At 67.9% G+C, this 16,098-nt stretch carries 12 protein-coding genes; 4 read left to right on the top strand and 8 right to left on the bottom strand.

From position 1 onward, the window contains the following. Positions 1-19: 19 nt before the first annotated feature. From pgl to EYR15_RS00310, 3 genes are all read right to left on the bottom strand, one after another. Positions 20-724, bottom strand: a complete 705-nt coding sequence (pgl, locus tag EYR15_RS00320; RefSeq protein ID WP_245498072.1) for a 6-phosphogluconolactonase — start codon at positions 722-724, stop codon at positions 20-22. Continuing rightward, positions 721-2,202, bottom strand: coding sequence for a glucose-6-phosphate dehydrogenase (gene zwf / locus EYR15_RS00315; protein WP_131000912.1), 1,482 nt, complete (start codon positions 2,200-2,202; stop codon positions 721-723). The genes pgl and zwf overlap by 4 nt, the downstream gene beginning before the upstream one ends. Positions 2,203-2,302: 100 nt before the next feature. Continuing rightward, positions 2,303-3,097: an enoyl-CoA hydratase/isomerase family protein gene (locus tag EYR15_RS00310; RefSeq protein WP_131000911.1), complete on the bottom strand. Its 795-nt coding sequence runs from the start codon at positions 3,095-3,097 to the stop codon at positions 2,303-2,305. Between the two features lie 146 nt (positions 3,098-3,243). Here EYR15_RS00310 and wrbA point away from each other — a divergent pair, with 146 nt between their 5' ends. Further along, positions 3,244-3,843, top strand: coding sequence for an NAD(P)H:quinone oxidoreductase (gene wrbA / locus EYR15_RS00305; RefSeq protein WP_131000910.1), 600 nt, complete (start codon positions 3,244-3,246; stop codon positions 3,841-3,843). Positions 3,844-3,970: 127 nt separating this feature from the next. On the opposite strand, the gene EYR15_RS00300 is transcribed toward wrbA, so the two are convergent. Together EYR15_RS00300 and EYR15_RS00295 are read right to left on the bottom strand one after the other, a co-directional pair. Beyond that, positions 3,971-5,113 carry an FAD-dependent monooxygenase gene (locus EYR15_RS00300; RefSeq protein WP_131000909.1) on the bottom strand — a complete coding sequence of 381 codons (1,143 nt, stop codon included), beginning with the start codon at positions 5,111-5,113 and terminating at the stop codon, positions 3,971-3,973. 7 nt (positions 5,114-5,120) lie between these two features. Further along, positions 5,121-5,369, bottom strand: a complete 249-nt coding sequence (locus EYR15_RS00295; RefSeq protein WP_131000908.1) for a zinc-finger domain-containing protein — start codon at positions 5,367-5,369, stop codon at positions 5,121-5,123. A 121-nt stretch (positions 5,370-5,490) separates the two neighbouring features. Here EYR15_RS00295 and EYR15_RS00290 point away from each other — a divergent pair, with 121 nt between their 5' ends. The 3 genes from EYR15_RS00290 (at position 5,491) to EYR15_RS00280 (ending at position 10,069) form a co-directional block, all read left to right on the top strand. Next, a complete protein-coding gene (locus EYR15_RS00290) occupies positions 5,491-6,243 on the top strand; it encodes an alpha/beta fold hydrolase (RefSeq protein ID WP_131000907.1) in 753 nt (250 codons plus the stop codon). Between the two features lie 95 nt (positions 6,244-6,338). Further along, positions 6,339-7,163, top strand: a complete 825-nt coding sequence (gene cysE, locus EYR15_RS00285; RefSeq protein WP_131000906.1) for a serine O-acetyltransferase — start codon at positions 6,339-6,341, stop codon at positions 7,161-7,163. 11 nt (positions 7,164-7,174) lie between these two features. Beyond that, positions 7,175-10,069: a bifunctional [glutamine synthetase] adenylyltransferase/[glutamine synthetase]-adenylyl-L-tyrosine phosphorylase gene (locus EYR15_RS00280; RefSeq protein WP_131000905.1), complete on the top strand. Its 2,895-nt coding sequence runs from the start codon at positions 7,175-7,177 to the stop codon at positions 10,067-10,069. Positions 10,070-10,073: 4 nt separating this feature from the next. Here EYR15_RS00280 and EYR15_RS00275 read toward each other — a convergent pair whose 3' ends face one another. The 3 genes from EYR15_RS00275 to pepN all read right to left on the bottom strand — a co-directional run bounded on the left by EYR15_RS00275 (position 10,074) and on the right by pepN (position 16,061). Next, positions 10,074-10,856 (bottom strand): TylF/MycF/NovP-related O-methyltransferase, encoded by a 783-nt coding sequence (locus tag EYR15_RS00275; protein WP_131000904.1) that lies wholly within the window; start codon positions 10,854-10,856, stop codon positions 10,074-10,076. Between the two features lie 86 nt (positions 10,857-10,942). Continuing rightward, positions 10,943-13,252, bottom strand: coding sequence for a PAS domain-containing sensor histidine kinase (locus EYR15_RS00270; protein ID WP_131000903.1), 2,310 nt, complete (start codon positions 13,250-13,252; stop codon positions 10,943-10,945). A 169-nt stretch (positions 13,253-13,421) separates the two neighbouring features. Then, positions 13,422-16,061, bottom strand: coding sequence for an aminopeptidase N (gene pepN, locus EYR15_RS00265; RefSeq protein WP_131000902.1), 2,640 nt, complete (start codon positions 16,059-16,061; stop codon positions 13,422-13,424). Between the last annotated feature and the right edge of the window lie 37 nt (positions 16,062-16,098).

Below are 16,098 nucleotides of genomic sequence, written 5' to 3'. Positions count from 1 at the left end.
CACTCCGTCGCAAAGGTCATCACGGCGCCCAGACCACGTCGAGCGGGCGCGGCGATGCGGCGATAACGGCGCGGATCGGCATCTCGCGCGGATCCTCTCCGGCAAGCGCCTTCTCCAGCACCTCGAGCTTATCCTGTCCCTCGATGTGCAGAATCAGCGTCTCCGCGGCGATCAGCACGGGCAGCGTCAGGGTGATGCGCGGCTCACCGGCGGCCGCCGCGTGCATCGGAGCGACGAGCGCCTTGCCTGCGATGTCGATCGCCTCCGCCAGATGGTCGCCGCCGGGGAAGAATGACGCGGTGTGCCCGTCGGACCCCATCCCAAGGAACGCGACCGTCAGCGGTCCGTGGAGATCGGCGATCCGCTGATCGGCCTCGTCGAGGCCCTCTTCGGGCGAGTCCGCGCCGGTAAAGAGCGGCGTAAAGCTCGCAGCCGAGGCGTCGTTCTGCAGCAGGTTCTGCTTCACCAGCCGAGCGTTCGAACGGTCAGAGGTCTCGGGGACCCAGCGTTCGTCGACGAGCGTGACGGCGACGGACTCCCAGTCCAGCTCGGCGCCGGACAGCGCCCTGAAGAACTTGGCCGGCGTCGAACCGCCGGAGACCGCGAGCGTCGCCGCGGCGCCCGTGCCGATCGCGGCGCGGAGCGCGTCGGCGGTCTCGACCGCGAGCGCCTGCGCAAGCGCTTCCCTGTCGGCGAATTTTCTGAGGTTGATCCGCTCGTTCACGCCGGATCCTCATGCCATGTGAAGCCGTCGCGCTCGATCAGCGCCACGGCCGCCGATGGGCCCCAGGTGCCGGCCGTGTAGCCCGCAGGCTCCTGCCCCATTCGCGACCAGGCCTCAAGGATCGGATCGGCCCAGACCCAGGCGGCCTCCACCTCGTCGCGTCGCATGAACAGAGCCTGGTTGCCGCGGATGACGTCCATCAGCAGACGCTCATAGGCGTCCGGGTTCGGCCCCTTGAAGGTGTCGGCGAAGGAGAGGTTCAGCGGCACCTCGCGGAAGCGCAGGCCGCCGGGACCGGGATCCTTGATCATCAGGAACAGCTTCACCCCTTCGTCCGGCTGGAGGCGGATGACGAGGCGGTTCGGCGCTAGAAAGCCGCCGGCGGAGCCGAAGATCGACAGCGGCACCGGCTTGAACTGGATGACGATCTCCGAGACGCGGCTCGGCAGGCGCTTGCCGGTTCGCAAATAGAACGGCACGCCGGCCCAGCGCCACGTGCGCACCTCGGCTTTCAGCGCCACAAAGGTCTCAGTGGAGCTGGGGCCCTTGTCCTCAAGCTCGTCGGCGTAGGCCGGCACGGATTTTCCGTCGATCGCGCCGGCGCGATACTGCCCCCGCACTGTAAGCGTGCGGATGTTGCCCTCATCGATCGGCTTCAGCGCCCGCAGGACCTTGAGCTTCTCGTCGCGCAGCGCGTCGGCCTGCATGGCGGAGGGCGGCTCCATCGCGACGAGGCACAGCAGCTGCAGGATGTGGTTCTGCACCATGTCGCGCAACGCGCCGGAATGATCGTAATAGCCCGCGCGAGCCTCGACGCCGACCTTCTCCGCCACCGTGATCTGCACATGGTCGACATGGGCCGAGTCCCACACCGGCTCGAACAGCACGTTGGCGAAGCGCAGAGCCATGAGGTTCTGCACCGTCTCCTTCCCGAGATAATGATCGATCCGGTAGATCTGGCTTTCCGGCAGCACGTCTGCGACGGCTGAGTTGATCTCCTGCGCGGACGCGAGGTCGTGGCCAAGAGGCTTTTCCAGCACGACGCGGGATTTCGGGGTCAGCAGCCCGTGCTTGGACAGCTGGTGCGTGATCGCGTCGAACAGGTCCGGCGAGGTCGCGAGATAGAAAGCGCGGACCCGGTCGAGCCCGTCGGCGATCCGGCTCTTGAGCTCGTCCCAGCCCTCGTCCGTCAGAGCGTCGACCGCGACGTAGTCGATGCGGTCGAGGAAGCGCGACACCGCTTTCTTTTCGAGCTCCTCCTTCGGCACGAAGGTCTCGAGCGCGTGTTTGACGGACGCCTTGAACTCCTTCGCGTCCATATCGCGGCGCGAGACGCCGATGATGCGGCTGGGATCGGTGAGCTGGCTGTCGTGATCGCGGCGGAACAGCGAGGGGAACAGCTTGCGATAGGCGAGGTCGCCGGTGCCGCCGAACACGATGAGATCGAAGGGTTCGACGGCGACGATGCGGCTCGTCATCGGGTGATGCTCCACGCGGAAATCACAGTGTGCGAGTGCGAGATGATAGGGCGCGGACCCGGCTGTCAAACCGGGCGATCGTGCAGATCAAGCTTGCGGCTCAGGGCCGCCATGTGAAGCGGGGAGAGCGCTTTTCGAGGAAGGCGCGGGCGCCTTCCTTAAGGTCCTCGCCCGCGAAGCCGCCGCGCCAGAGCATCTCAAGCGCGGCCTCGTCGCCGGCGTTCTCAGCGATCGCGTCGATCGTACGCTTGGAAGCCGCGATGGAGTAGCGCGAGTTCGCGGCGATGGCGGCCGCGAGGGAAGACACTTCGGCCTCCAGCGCGTCCGCCGGGACGACCCGGTCGACGAGGCCGAGGCGAAGCGCCTCCTGCGCGTCGATCAGCCGCCCCGTGAACAGCAGGTCCTTTGCGGCGGATCTTCCGACGGTCGCGACCAGCCGGCGCGTGCTGGTGACCGGATAGACGATGCCGAGCTTCGCCGGCGTCACGCCGAACCGCGCGCCCTCCGCCGCGATCCGGACGTCGCAGGCGAGCGCGATCTGGCAGCCGCCGCCGACGCAGGGACCTTCGATCGCGGCAATGGTCGGCTGGGCGATGCGCGCGACCGCCTCCTCCCCGCCGCGGACCGCGTCCGCGAACGCGTCTCGGCGCGCCTCGTCGGCTTGCGCGAGCGCCACGAACTCGCCGATGTCGGCGCCCGCGCTGAAGACGCCGCCAGCGCCGCACACGATCACGACGGCGATCTCGGGATCGGCGGCGATGGCTGCGGCGACCTCGCCGAACGCGTTCCAAGTCGTCTCGTCGATGGCGTTCTTGCGTGCGGGCCGATCGATGGTGATCGTCGCCCGCGTTCCTTCACGGCGCAACGCCAGAGAACCGGCCTGCATCTCGGTCATCGCTCGCTCCATGAAGTCGCCGGTCCTGCGCCGTGGAAACACATAATTTCCAAACCGCGCATTGTGGAAAGGCGACGAGCCCGGCACTTAAAACGCACGACATTCCCGGCGGCCGTCGCCGGCCGGATCAACAGCAGGAGCCGGTCATGGCCAAAGTCCTCGTGCTTTACTACTCGACCTACGGACATATCGAGACGATGGCGAACGCGGTCGCTGAGGGCGCGCGCGAGGCGGGCGCCGAGGTCGCGCTGAAGCGCGTTCCGGAAACCGTGCCGGAAGAGATCGCCCGCCAGAACCATTTCAAGCTCGACCAAGCCGCGCCGGTCGCAACGGTCGAAGAGCTTCCGGAATACGACGCCATCATCTTCGGCTCGCCGACCCGCTATGGCTCGTTCACCTCACAAATGCGCGCCTTCATCGACCAGACTGGCGGCCTCTGGGCCAAGGGCGCTCTGGTCGGCAAGGTCGGCTCGGCCTTCACCTCGACCGCGACCCAGCACGGCGGCCAAGAGACCACGCTGACGACCTTCTACCCGACGCTTCTGCATCACGGCATGGTCGTCGTCGGCCTGCCCTACAGCTTCCCCGGCCAGACCAAGATGGACGAGGTCAGCGGCGGCACCCCTTACGGCGCCTCTACTCTCGCCGCCCCCGACGGCTCCCGTCAGCCGAGCGAGAATGAGCTCGCCGGCGCGCGCTTCCAGGGCGCCCATGTCGCAAAGATTGCTGCGAAGCTGGCGGGGTGACGCCGCCTCAGGACGTCATCTCGGGCGGCCGTAGGCCAATCCGGGATCGTCATCCGCACAGGGCGCGATTGCGCTCCGTTCTGAGGACGATCCCAGCTCTCCACTTCGCTTCGGCCGGGATGACGGCTCACCTGTCTCGCCAACTATAAATCCAGTCCAGCCCTGACAGCAGCACGCCAGCCGGCGTCGCCATGAGCGCCGCGTTTCTGGCGAGCGCCGCCACGCCGGACAGGTGGTCGATCTGGATCTGCCGCCGGGCCCGCATCTGCATCCGAGCGACCCGCACCAGGCGGGTCTTCTCGTAAGCTTCGAACGGGTCCGGCCCGCTTTCGACGATCAGGCGCGCGAGCGTCGCGGCGTCCTCGATCGCAAAGGCTGCGCCCTGAGCGAGCGAGGGCAAGGCGGCGTGTGCGGCGTCGCCGAGCAGGGCGATCCGGCCACGATGCATCCGCGCGTCGGGATCGCGGTCGGCGAGCGGCCATTCGGTCCAGGATTGCGCGGCAGCGACGATCGCGCGGGCCGGAGGCGCAAAGCGCGCGACCATCGTCTCCGGCGAAGCGACGGCCTCCGAGCCGATCAGAACCAGATTGGCTTCCCGTCCACCGCGGACGGGATAGACGACGAAATGCGCGGAAGGGCCCAGCCAGACAGCGACGTCCGCCACGGAGAAGCGGCTGGAAAGGGCGCCGGCGGGCAGCACCGTGCGCCATGCCTTCAACCCTGTCTTCCGCACGTGAGGGGGCAGCTTTACCGCCGTCCGCATCACCGAGCGCAAGCCATCGGCGCCGACGAGCCGCGCGCCTTCGACCGTCTCTTCGGCGCCGTCCCTGACGAAGTCGAGCGCCACGCCCGTCCCGGTCTCGCGGACGGTTCTCACCTCGGAGCCGAGGCCCAGAGCGGCGGCCGGCTCCGCCAGCACGGCGTCGCGCAGGATGGACTGCAGATCGGCCCGGTGGATCACGCGGTAGGGCGCGCCCCATCGTCGCTCGGCGGCAATCCCAAGCGGGAGGCGCTTGAGCTCCCGCCCGCTCAAACCATCGACGATCGAGACCGCTTCGGGCCTAGTCGCCGCCGCATCGAGCGCGGGGCCGAGTCCAAGCCCGTCGAGGATGCGGGAGGCGTTCGGGGAAAGCTGGACCCCGGCGCCGGTTTCCTCAAGCTTCTGAGCGCGCTCGAACAAACGGACGCTGTGGCCTCGACGCGCTAAGGAAAGAGCGAGCGTCAGGCCGCCGATTCCGGCGCCGACAATAAGCGTCGCGCTGTCGCTCACGGCCGGCTCACGCCGCCGCGGGCGTCTTCCACAGGCAGCCCGCAGGGTCGCTCTCGTCGGCGTGGAGGTCGGCGCGGAACTTGAACAGCGTCGAGCAGTACGGGCAGATGATCTCCGCCTCGTCGCCCATGTCGAGGAAGACATGCGGGTGGTCGAAGGGCGGCTTCGCGCCCACGCACATAAACTCGCGCGCGCCGATATGGATCGCGGACACGCCCGCGTCGTTGGCGAAATGCGGGATCGCGTGGTCGGCCATGGCGGCTCCTCCGGGCAAGGGTTTCGGGATACGGGACTTAGCGGAGCCCCGCAACCCGCGGCTTCTCATCCTGGCATGCCGCAGCTAGGGTCCGCGGCCTTCAAGCCGGAGCTTCGCCCTGATGCCGACCTTCCAGTCCGACGGTCTCGAACTCGCCTACCGCGATGAGGGCGAGGGCGACCCGATCCTGCTGATCCACGGCTTCGCCTCGTCGATCGACGTGAACTGGTCGGGCACCGGCTGGATCGACCTGCTGAAGGCCGACGGCCGCCGCGTCGTCGCGATAGACAATCGCGGGCACGGCCACAGCGAGAAACTCTACGATCCCGCCTTCTACGGCGCTGACGTGATGGCGGGCGACGCCATCGCGTTGCTCGATCATCTCGACATCGAACGCGCCGACGTCATGGGCTATTCGATGGGTGCGCGCATCACGGCGCTGCTCGCGATCCGCAAGCGCGAGCGCCTGCGCTCCGCGATCCTCGGCGGCATGGGCGAAGGGATGCTGCGCGGCGCGCCGTCCGCGGACGCGATCGGGGAGGGTCTGCTTGCGGATGACCCGGAAGACATTTCCAACCCGATGGCCAAGATGTTCCGGCGTTTCGCGGACGCGACCAAATCCGACCGCCGTGCGCTCTCCGCCTGCATGCGGGCCCAGCGATCGCTGGTTAACGAGGCGATGCTGGCGACCATCGACACGCCGACGCTGATCGCCGTCGGAACCGAGGACGAGGTCTCCGGCGATCTCGACAAATTGGTCGCGCTAATCCCTGGCGCTGAGGCCCTGCCGATCCCCCGCCGCGATCACAATCGCGCAGTGGGAGACAAGGTCTACAAGGAAGGCGTCTTGTCTTTCCTGTCGCGACGTCCTTAATCCACGCAAACCAGCTTACGCCTTTTTAGGGGAAGAGGCGTTTACCGGGCTGCGATAAAGATGCGCGGGCGTCGCCTCCGCGCCGGAGATATTCGATGACCAAGCTCGCGCGCATCGAGAGCCACAACCTGATGACCCTTGACCCCGTCTGGGCGCGCGTTCGCGCCGAGGCCGAGGACATCGTCCGCCGCGAACCCGAGATCGCGAGCTTCGTGATGAGCACCGTGCTCAACCACGAGCGGCTGGAGCAGTCGGTCGGCCATCGCGTCGCCTCCCGGCTGGACCATGTCGAGGTGCCGAGCGCCCTGATCCGGCAGGCCTTCGAGGAGGCGGTCGCAAATGACCCGACGATCGCACAGGCGATCCGCGCGGATCTCAACGCCGTCGTTGACCGCGACCCGGCGTGCAGGCGCGCGATCGAACCGCTGCTGCACTTCAAGGGCTTTCACGCGATCCAAGCGCATCGGCTGGCCCACTGGCTGTGGACCAACGGCCGCAAGGATTTCGCGCTCTACATACAGAGCCGCGCCTCGGCGGTGTTCCAGGTCGACGTCCACCCGGCGGCGCCGTTCGGCCGCGGCGTGTTCTTCGACCACGCGACCGGCGTCGTGATCGGCGAGACCGCAGTGATCGAGGACAACGTCTCCGTGCTTCACGGCGTGACGCTCGGAGGCACCGGCAAGAGCCACGAGGACCGTCATCCCAAGATCCGGCACGGCGTGCTGATAGGCGCGGGCGCCAGCATTCTCGGCAACATCGAGATCGGCCACTGCTCGCGGGTCGCGGCGAACTCCGTCGTGCTGCGCGACGTGCCGCCGAACGTCACCGTCGCAGGAGTGCCGGCCCGCGTCGTCGGCGCCGCGCCGTGCTCGGAGCCGTCGGTCGCGATGGACCAGGTGTTCTTCGACGCCGGCATCTAAGTTGACGCGCGATGGCCTCCCGGCCGCGAAAGGCGCAAAGCCGCGGGGCGCAGGAGCCCGATAAGCTTCGCGCGCTTCTCGGGACCGAGGAGGGCGCGCCGCTCAGGGCGCTCGCCGCCCCGGATATGGCGACCCTCGGACGAATCGCGGACGGCTCGGTCTTCCTCTGGGGCCTGATCGAACGCGATCCCGCGCGAGCCGCCGAACTCATCGGCGATAAGCCTGAAGTCCGCTTGCGCGCCATCCTCAAGGGCGCCGCCGCCTTTCGCGAAGACCGGCCGACGCTCGCCGCCGCCTTGCGCCGCGCGCGGAACGAAGCCGCGCTGCTGATCGCGCTAGCGGATCTCGGCGGCGTCTGGGATGGGGCGAGAGTTACGCAGGCGCTGTCGGATTTCGCCGACGCCGCCATTTCGGCCGCCGTCGCCTTTGCGCTGCGCGAGGCGCACCAGGCCGGCAAGCTCAAGCTAGCCCACTCCAACAACCCGGAACACGGCTCCGGCTATTTCATCATCGGCATGGGCAAGCTCGGCGGAGCGGAGCTCAACTACTCATCGGACGTCGACCTGATCGCCTTCTTCGATCCCGAGATCGCGGTCGTCGGCGAAGACGAGGAGGCTGTCGCCGTCTTCTCTCGCGTGACGCAGACCGTGGCGAAGCTGCTGCAGGAACGCACCGCCGACGGTTATGTCGCGCGCGTCGATCTACGGCTCCGTCCCGACCCAAGCTCCACCCCGGTCGCGATCCCGCGTGAGATGGCGCTGTCTTATTACGAGAGCGTCGGCCAGAACTGGGAACGCGCGGCCATGATCAAGGCCCGCATCGTCGCGGGCGACCGCGACGCCGGCGACGCCTTCCTCGCGGAACTCAGGCCCTTCGTCTGGCGGCGCTCGCTCGATCACGCCGCGATCGACGATATCCACGCGATGAAGCGCCAGATCCATGTCCACAAGGGACATGGCGAGATCGCGGTGGCCGGGCACAATCTCAAGCTCGGCCGCGGCGGCATCCGCGAGATCGAGTTCTTCGTCCAGACGCAGCAGCTCGTCGCCGGCGGACGCGACCCCTCGCTGCGCACGCGCCGAACGGACGAGGCGCTTCGCCTGCTCGCCGAAGCCGGCTGGATCGACGATCGCGCGCGGGATGAACTGATGGAGGCCTACTGGTTCTTGCGCGCCATGGAGCATCGGCTCCAGATGGTCGAGGACGCGCAGACCCACACGCTGCCTGACGAGGAGGAGGCGTTGGAGCGGTTTGCGCGGTTTGCGGGCTTCGCCGATTGCACGGCCTTCACCAAAGCGCTGCTGAAGCGAATGAAACTCGTCCAGCGCCATTACGGCCGACTGTTCGAAGACGCGCCGTCGCTCTCCTCGGAGGCCGGCAGCCTGGTCTTCACCGGCGAGGAGGACGATCCGGAGACGCTGACGACGCTCGAACGCATGGGTTATTCGGAGCCGGCGTCCGCCGCCCGTACCGTCCGCGAGTGGCACAGAGGCCGATTTCCCTCGATGCGCACCGCCAAGGCGCGCGAACTGCTGACGGAGCTCACGCCCGTCATCCTCGACGCCTTCGCAAAATCCGATCGACCGGACGCTGCGCTGAACGGCTTTTCGCGCGTGCTGGAGCGGACGACCGCGGGTGTCGGCCTGCTCGCGCTGATCCGCGCCAACCCTCATGTGCTCGACCTGCTAGCCAGCGTGCTCGGGATCGCGCCGAAGCTCGCCGAGACGCTGGCGCGTCGACCGCGTGTGCTGGACGCGCTGCTCGATCCGACCTTCTTCGACCATCTTCCGACCCGCGCCGAACTCGACGAGCGTGTGGAGCAGGGATTGAGCGAGGCGCGCTCCTACGAGGATGCGCTCGATCGGGCGCGCATCGTCGGCCAGGAGCTGAAGACGTTGATCGGGCTGCGCGTCGCGGCCGGCGCCGCGCGGGCCGATCAGGCGGGGCCGGCCTTCGCACGCGTCGCCGTCGCGCTGGTCTCGGCCGTGTTCGAGCGGGCGGAAGCCGAATTCGCTGTGGCCCACGGGCGCATCAAAGGCGGCGTCGCGGCGATCGTCGCGCTGGGCAAACTCGGCGCCGAGGAAATGACCGCGGCGTCCGACCTCGACCTGATCCTGCTTTACGACCACCCGGAGAAGGCGTCCGACAGCGACGGCGAAAAGCCGCTCGCGCCGAGCCAGTATTACGCTCGGCTGACGCAGCGCCTGTTGGCGGCGCTCTCTGCGCCGACGGCGGAAGGCGTGCTCTACGAGGTGGATTTCCGGCTCAGGCCCTCCGGACGCGCCGGCCCGCTCGCGACGCGCCTCAAGGCGTTCGAGGCCTACCAAGCCGAAGACGCCGAGACCTGGGAGCAGATGGCGCTGTCGCGCGCCCGCGTCATTGCGGGGCCGGCGCGCTTTCGGGGCAAGGTCGCCAAGGCGATCCGCGCCGCGCTTGTCACCCCACGCGAGCCGCGCAAGGTCGCGAAGGACGTCGCGGCGATGCGCGCGCTGCTCGACAAGGAGAAGGGAGCTGGCGGCCCCTGGAACCTGAAGCATGCGCCGGGCGGGCTCGTGGACATCGAGTTTATCGCGCAGGGCCTGCAACTTTCCTACGCCGCTCGCGAGTCGGACCTGCTCGGCGCCGTGACGATCCCCGCGCTCGAACGGGCGCAGGCGGCAGGATTTCTGTCTGAGGAGGATTGTTCAGCCCTGACGGCCGCTTGCCGGCTGCAGCAGGACCTGACCCAGGCGCTGCGCCTCGCGCTCGACGGCCCGTTCGACGCCGACGAGGCGGGCGAGGGGCTGAAGGGATTCCTGGCGCGCATCGGCGCCGCGCCGGACTTCGGGTCGCTCACCGCGACGCTTGCCGAAACCCAAAGCACGGTGCGCAAGATCTTCCGCCGCGTGATCGCCGAGATGCGCTGACGCTTCAGAGCGCCAGAACCGCGCCCATCAGGTGCGTCTCGAGGAAGAAGCTGTGCGGGGTCGCCGCCCGAAACTCGTCGATCGCCTGCGTCGCTCCGGGAAAGTTCGCCGAGCCGTAATCGTCGAAAACGATCACGCCGCCCGGGCTCATGCGAGGACCGAAGAAGGCCAGAGAATCGCGGGTGGGCTCGTAGAGGTCGACATCGACGTGAACCAGCGCGAAGCGGCGCTCGGCAAGACCCTGCGCGGCGTCGAAAACCTGCGGGATCCAGCCTTTGTGGATCGAGACGAAGGGGAAGCGCTCGAAGTTCTTCTTCACCGCGTCATAGCTGGAGATGAACTTGTCCTTCTCCGCCTTCTCGCTAGCGTTGTCGCGCTTGGCCGCTCTCCCCCGACGGTCCTCTGCGACCTTGCTGGACAGGCCGCCCTCGAAGCTGTCGAAGACCCAGACCTTGCCCGTCCAGCCGCGCGCGGCCAGCGTCTCCGCGGTGATGAAAGCGGACAGGCCGTGCCAGCAGCCGCACTCCGCGACATCGCCCTCGACGCCTCGGTCGAGCAGGCGGTTGACCATCTGGTAGAGGGTGAAGAAGCGGTTCTGAGTGACGAACTTGTTCTGCGAGCCGGTGATCTCGGCCGCCCGGTCGTAGAGCGAGAGATAGGCGTCGCCGCCATTCGCATGCGCGTAGTAGCGCTGGATGTTGGTCTTCCTGACCGCGGCGTCGGACGGCTTCAGTCGTGGGCCCTTCGAGGGCGAAAGCAGGCGCGAGAGCGATTTGCCGAAAGCCATGCGGGACCCCGAATGAAGCGCGCGGCGTCCGCCGGGCTCGGCCTGCCTTAAGGCCGCTTTCGGGGACGCGCAACAGCGCGAAGCCTTCAGGCCACCAGCTCTTCGGCCATCTCCGCCTCGGCGGTCACCGGCAGGCGGACCAGCACGACCGTGCCGACGCCGACGGTGGAGCGGATGCGCATCGAGCCGCCATGAAGCTCGGCGAGCGACTTCGCGATTGCGAGGCCAAGGCCCGAACCCTTGTGACTCTTGGAGAATTGGTTCTCGACCTGCTCGAACGGGCGGCCGAGCTTGTCGATCGCGTCCTTTGGGATGCCGATGCCGGTGTCCTCGATATAGAGGTTCATCGCGCCGCCGACCGCGCGGGTGCGGATCGTCACGCGGCCGCCGGCAGGAGTGAACTTCACCGCGTTCGACAGCAGGTTGAGCAGGATCTGCTTCAAGGCGCGCCGATCGACCTCGACGGTCACGCCGCAGGCGGCCTCGGCGCGAAGCGCGATCGATTTTTCTTCGGCGCGCGGCGTGATCACGCGGATGGCGTCGAGAACCACCTTGTCGATGTCGATCGCCTCGCGCGACAGCTTGAAGCGGCCGGCCTCGATCTTCGCCATGTCCAATACGTCGTTGATGACGTCGAGCAGGTATTCGCCGCTCTCGCGGATGTCGCGGAGATACTCGACGTATTTGTCGGAGCCGAGCGGGCCGAACAGGCCGGATTCCATGATCTCGGAGAAGCCGAGAATGGCGTTCAGCGGCGTGCGGAGCTCGTGGGAGATGTTGGCCAGGAACTCCGACTTCGCCTGGCTGGCGAACTCGGCCTGGCTCTTCTGCTCGGCATATTTCTCGGCGAGGTCGGCGAGCTGCTGGGCTTGAACCTCCAGCGTCTGGCGGGACTTGCGAAGGTCGGCGACGTTCGCCATCAGCGCCTTCTCGGAATCCATCAGGCGCTCCTCCTGCCGCTTCAGCGAGGAGATGTCGGTGCCGACGGAGACGAAGCCGCCGTCCTTGGTGCGGCGCTCGTTGATGCGCAGCCAGCGGCCGTCCTCGATCTGCGCCTCATAGGATCGCGCGCCGTCCTCGACGCGTCCGTCCGGGCGCACGGCGTTCACGACGGCGGGCTGGCGGCCGGCGGCGATGATCTCCTCGCGGGCGGCGCCCGGCAGCACGTCGTCGTCGCGCAGCTCGTAGAGCTGCTGGAACTTCGAATTGCAGGTGACGAGCCGGTTCGAGGCGTCCCACAGCACAAAGGCCTCGGAGATGGTCTCGATGGCGTCGCGCAGCCGCATGTCCGCGGTCGCGGTGCGCTCGGCCAAAGTCCGGTGTTCGGTGACGTCGACGCAGATGCCGACGAGCCGGACGCCGGTCTCGTTGCGGGCGCGGACCGCCTCGGCGCGGGCTCGCAGCCACTTCCAGTCGCCCTTGGCGTCGCGGACGCGGAAGACGCGGTCGATGTTGAGGGTCTGCCCGCCGGCGACCTCATCGGCGAGGGCGTAGAAGTCGACGTCCTCGGGATGCACCAGCGCGTTGAATTCGCCGAAGGAGACAAGGTCATCGCGGTGGGGATAGCCGAGGAGCTCGAACAGCGAGCGCGACCAGAAGATGCGGCCTTTGGCGATGTCCCAGTCGAACAGGCCGCAATGGCCGCGCGACAGCGCGGTCTCGATGCGCAGCTGCACGCGGTCGTAGATCTCGTCGGTGCGGCGGCCGCGGCCCGACTGCCAGCGGAAGGCGAAGCCGAGGAGGACGAGCACGAGCCCGGTCGATCCATAAAACGCGACGGAGGAGCGGACCCTGGCGCGCCACGGTTCGAGGATGTCGTCGAAGGTCTGGACGAAGGCGACCTGCGCGGCCCGGTCCGCATCGACGGCGCGCACCGTCGCAAGCGCGGCCGAGCCGTCCGGCAGCGTCAGCGCCATCACGCCGGCGCGGTCGGCGAAGGTCGTAAGCGGTTGCGCCGGCCCGAGCAGGGTGACGAGATCGGCGGGGGCTGCGCCCTCGGGCGCGCCACGGGTCGCTATGATCCGGCCGGCGTCATCCGTGAGGTAGATCCGCCGGCCGCGGTCCGTCGCCTGGGTCGGAAGACTGACGGAGAGCGCCTCGCGGGGCGGCTGAGCCTCGTTGGGCTGAGCGCGGGGCAGTTGCAGGGCGGTCATCGCGGCGATGGTCGCCATGTCGTCGGAGGCGGCTCGGATCGCCCGCTGGCGGGCGTCCAGGCACTCCATCGTGACGACGACGCCGAAGACCACGAGGAAGGCGACGATGACCGAGGGGACGATCCGCCCGAGCATCCGCTCGGTGGCGATCTGCCTCAGTGCGTAGGAGACGGATCGAAGCTTCGCGAACAGGTGTTGGTCCGGTCGAGCCAAAATCATCCCTGCCACGGTGGCGCGCGCCATCGCAACGTCCTTCTGTCGATACTGGAGAAGCCGATCCGTGTACCCCACGTCGAATCGACATCTGTATTAGAATCAACAGGCTGGGGTGCTGTCCAGCTCTAATTAAGAGGTCGTTAATTACTTGGACGATCGTGCCGCGAAAACATGAGTCGGAAGAATCACTTGGCTCTCATCCGCCAAGCGCGCGATTGACGATGTCGGCGACATCCGGCGACAGGTCGGGCATGGCGGCCAAGGCCCGAAGCGCGGTCTCCGCGCGGGCGCGCCTTTCGGGCTCCAGCGACCGCCATGTGCGGAAGGCGCCGAGCAGCCGCGCGGCCACCTGCGGGTTGAGCGTATTCAGTTCGGCCACGACGCCCGCGATGAAGGCGTAGCCGCGCCCGTCAGCCCTGTTGAACTGGGTCGGGTTGCCCGAGCCGAACGCGCCGATCAGCGAGCGGACGCGGTTCGGGTTCCTCATGTCAAAGCCCGGCGCCGCCATCAGCGCCTCGACGCGGTCGAGCGTGTCCGGCAGCGGCGCAGAGGCCTGGATCACGAACCACTTGTCGAGCAGCAGGGGATCGCGGCTGTAGAGCGTCGCGAAGTCCGTCAGCGCCTCCTCGCGCTCCGGCGTCGCGTGGATCGACAGCGCGTGGAGCGCCATGACCTTGTCCGTCATGTTGCGGGCCGACTTGTAGAGGGCGAAGACGCGCTCAACGCCCTCCGCCGCGCCGCCGGCGCTCAGCAGATCGAGGGCTGCGTATTTCAGCGCGCGCCGTCCGGCGGATGCGGCGTCCGGCGAATAGGGGCCGGTCTCGGCGAGCCGGTCGGCAGCGGCCGCCAGCGGGCCTGCAAGCCGGTCGCGGATATCGGCCTTCAGCAGGGACCGCACGGCGTGGATCGCGTCGGGGTCGACGTTCTCGCCGATCTCCCGGGCGACGTCGCCTTCGGCGGGAAGCGCTGCAATCTGGGCGGCATAGGCGCAGTCCGTCTCGGCTGGATCGAACGCCCGGCCGATCGCCTCGGCGAGCTTCGGCTCCGGCGAGATCGGCCGGACTGCGCGGAAGGCCGCGACGTCCGCGACGAGCTTCCTCAGCGCGACCGTCTGCGTCGCCTGCCAGCGGTTGAACGGATCTCTGTCGTGGGCCGCGAGGAACAGCAGCTCCTCGTCGGTGACGTCGGAGACCACCTTCACCGGCGCGGAGAAGTTGCGGAACAGCGACGCGGCCGGACGGGTGGCGATGTCCTCGAATACGATGCGCGTGGTCTCGTCCGTCAGCGCGAAAACGGGGCCCGCGGGCGCGCCGTCGACGACGAGCGGTAGGTCGTCGCCATCCTGGCCGACAAGGCCGAGCGCGAGCGGGATGACCATCGGCTGCTTCGACGGCTGCCCCGGCGTCGCCGGCGTTTTCTGCGTCGCTTCAATGGTGAAGGTCTTCGCTTCAGCGTCATGCGTGGTGCGGATCGTGACCACCGGCGTGCCGGCCTGCGCGTACCAGCGAAGGAACTGAGCGAAGTCGCGGCCGGAGACCTCTGCGAAGCAAGCGATGAACTGCTCGATTGTGCAGGCCTGGCCGTCGTGCCGCTCGAAGTAGAGGTCCATGCCGGCGCGGAAGGCGTCGCCGCCGATCCACGTCTTCAGCATGCGGATGACCTCCGCGCCCTTCTCGTAGATCGTCGGCGTGTAGAAGTTGTTGATCTCGGCATAGGCGTTCGGCCGCACCGCGTGGGCGAGGGGACCCGCGTCCTCCGCGAACTGGATCGAGCGCAGATTGCGCACGTCCTGGATGCGCTTCACCGGCCGCGAACGCATGTCGGAGGTGAACTCCTGATCGCGGAACACGGTCAGCCCTTCCTTCAGGCAGAGCTGGAACCAGTCGCGGCAGGTGATGCGGTTGCCGGTCCAGTTGTGGAAGTATTCGTGGGCGATGATCGCCTCGATATTGGCGTAGTCGCCGTCGGTCGCGGTCTCTGGGCTCGCCAGAACGTACTTGTCGTTGAAGACGTTGAGGCCCTTGTTCTCCATCGCGCCCATGTTGAAGTAGGACACGGCGACGACCATGAAGACATCGAGGTCGTATTCGCGGCCGAACGCCTGCTCGTCCCAACGCATCGAGGCCTTGATCGACTCCATGGCGTGGGTCGCGCGGTCCTCCTTGCCGTGCTCGACGAACACCTTGAGCGCGACCTCGCGGCCGCTCATCGTGACGAACTCGTCCTCCACCACGCCGAGATCGCCCGCGACCAGCGCGAACAGGTAGGAGGGCTTCGGGTGCGGGTCATGCCAGACGGCGAAGTGGCGGTCGTCGCCAAGGTCGCCGGTCTCGGCCAGGTTGCCGTTCGACAGCAGAACCGGGTTCTCGGCCTTCGAACCCTCGATCCGCGTCGTATAGACGGCGAGAACGTCCGGCCGGTCGAGAAAATAGGTGATGCGCCGGAAGCCTTCGGCCTCGCACTGCGTGCAATAGGCGCCGTTCGAGCGGTAGAGCCCCATCAGCCGCGTATTGGCGGAGGGGTCCACGATCGTCGTGATCGTGAGCTCGAAGGGACCGCGCGGCGGATTGGCGAGCTTGAGCTGGTCGGGGCTGACGTCGAGATCGTCCGGCCTCAGATCCGCCCCGTCGATCGACGCCGCGACGAGATTCAATCCGTCGCCGACCAACGTCAGCGCCGCGTCCGCCCGGCCCTCGGGATTGGGGCGAATCGCCAGCCGAGCCGTCACCCGCGTCGCGGTCGGATCGAGCCGGACGTCGAGCTCCACCGTGTCGATCAGGAAGTCCGACGGGCGGTACTCGTCGAGACGAATTGTGCGGGGATCCTCGGCGCGCATGTCTGCTCCGGCGGGAGAATAAGGCTGCGCCGGTTTA

It is taken from the genome of Hansschlegelia quercus (assembly GCF_004310425.1).
GTDB lineage: Bacteria > Pseudomonadota > Alphaproteobacteria > Rhizobiales > Methylopilaceae > Methylopila > Methylopila quercus.
Note: the sequence above shows the minus strand (reverse complement) of the source record. Positions and strands in the feature narration are given on the sequence as shown.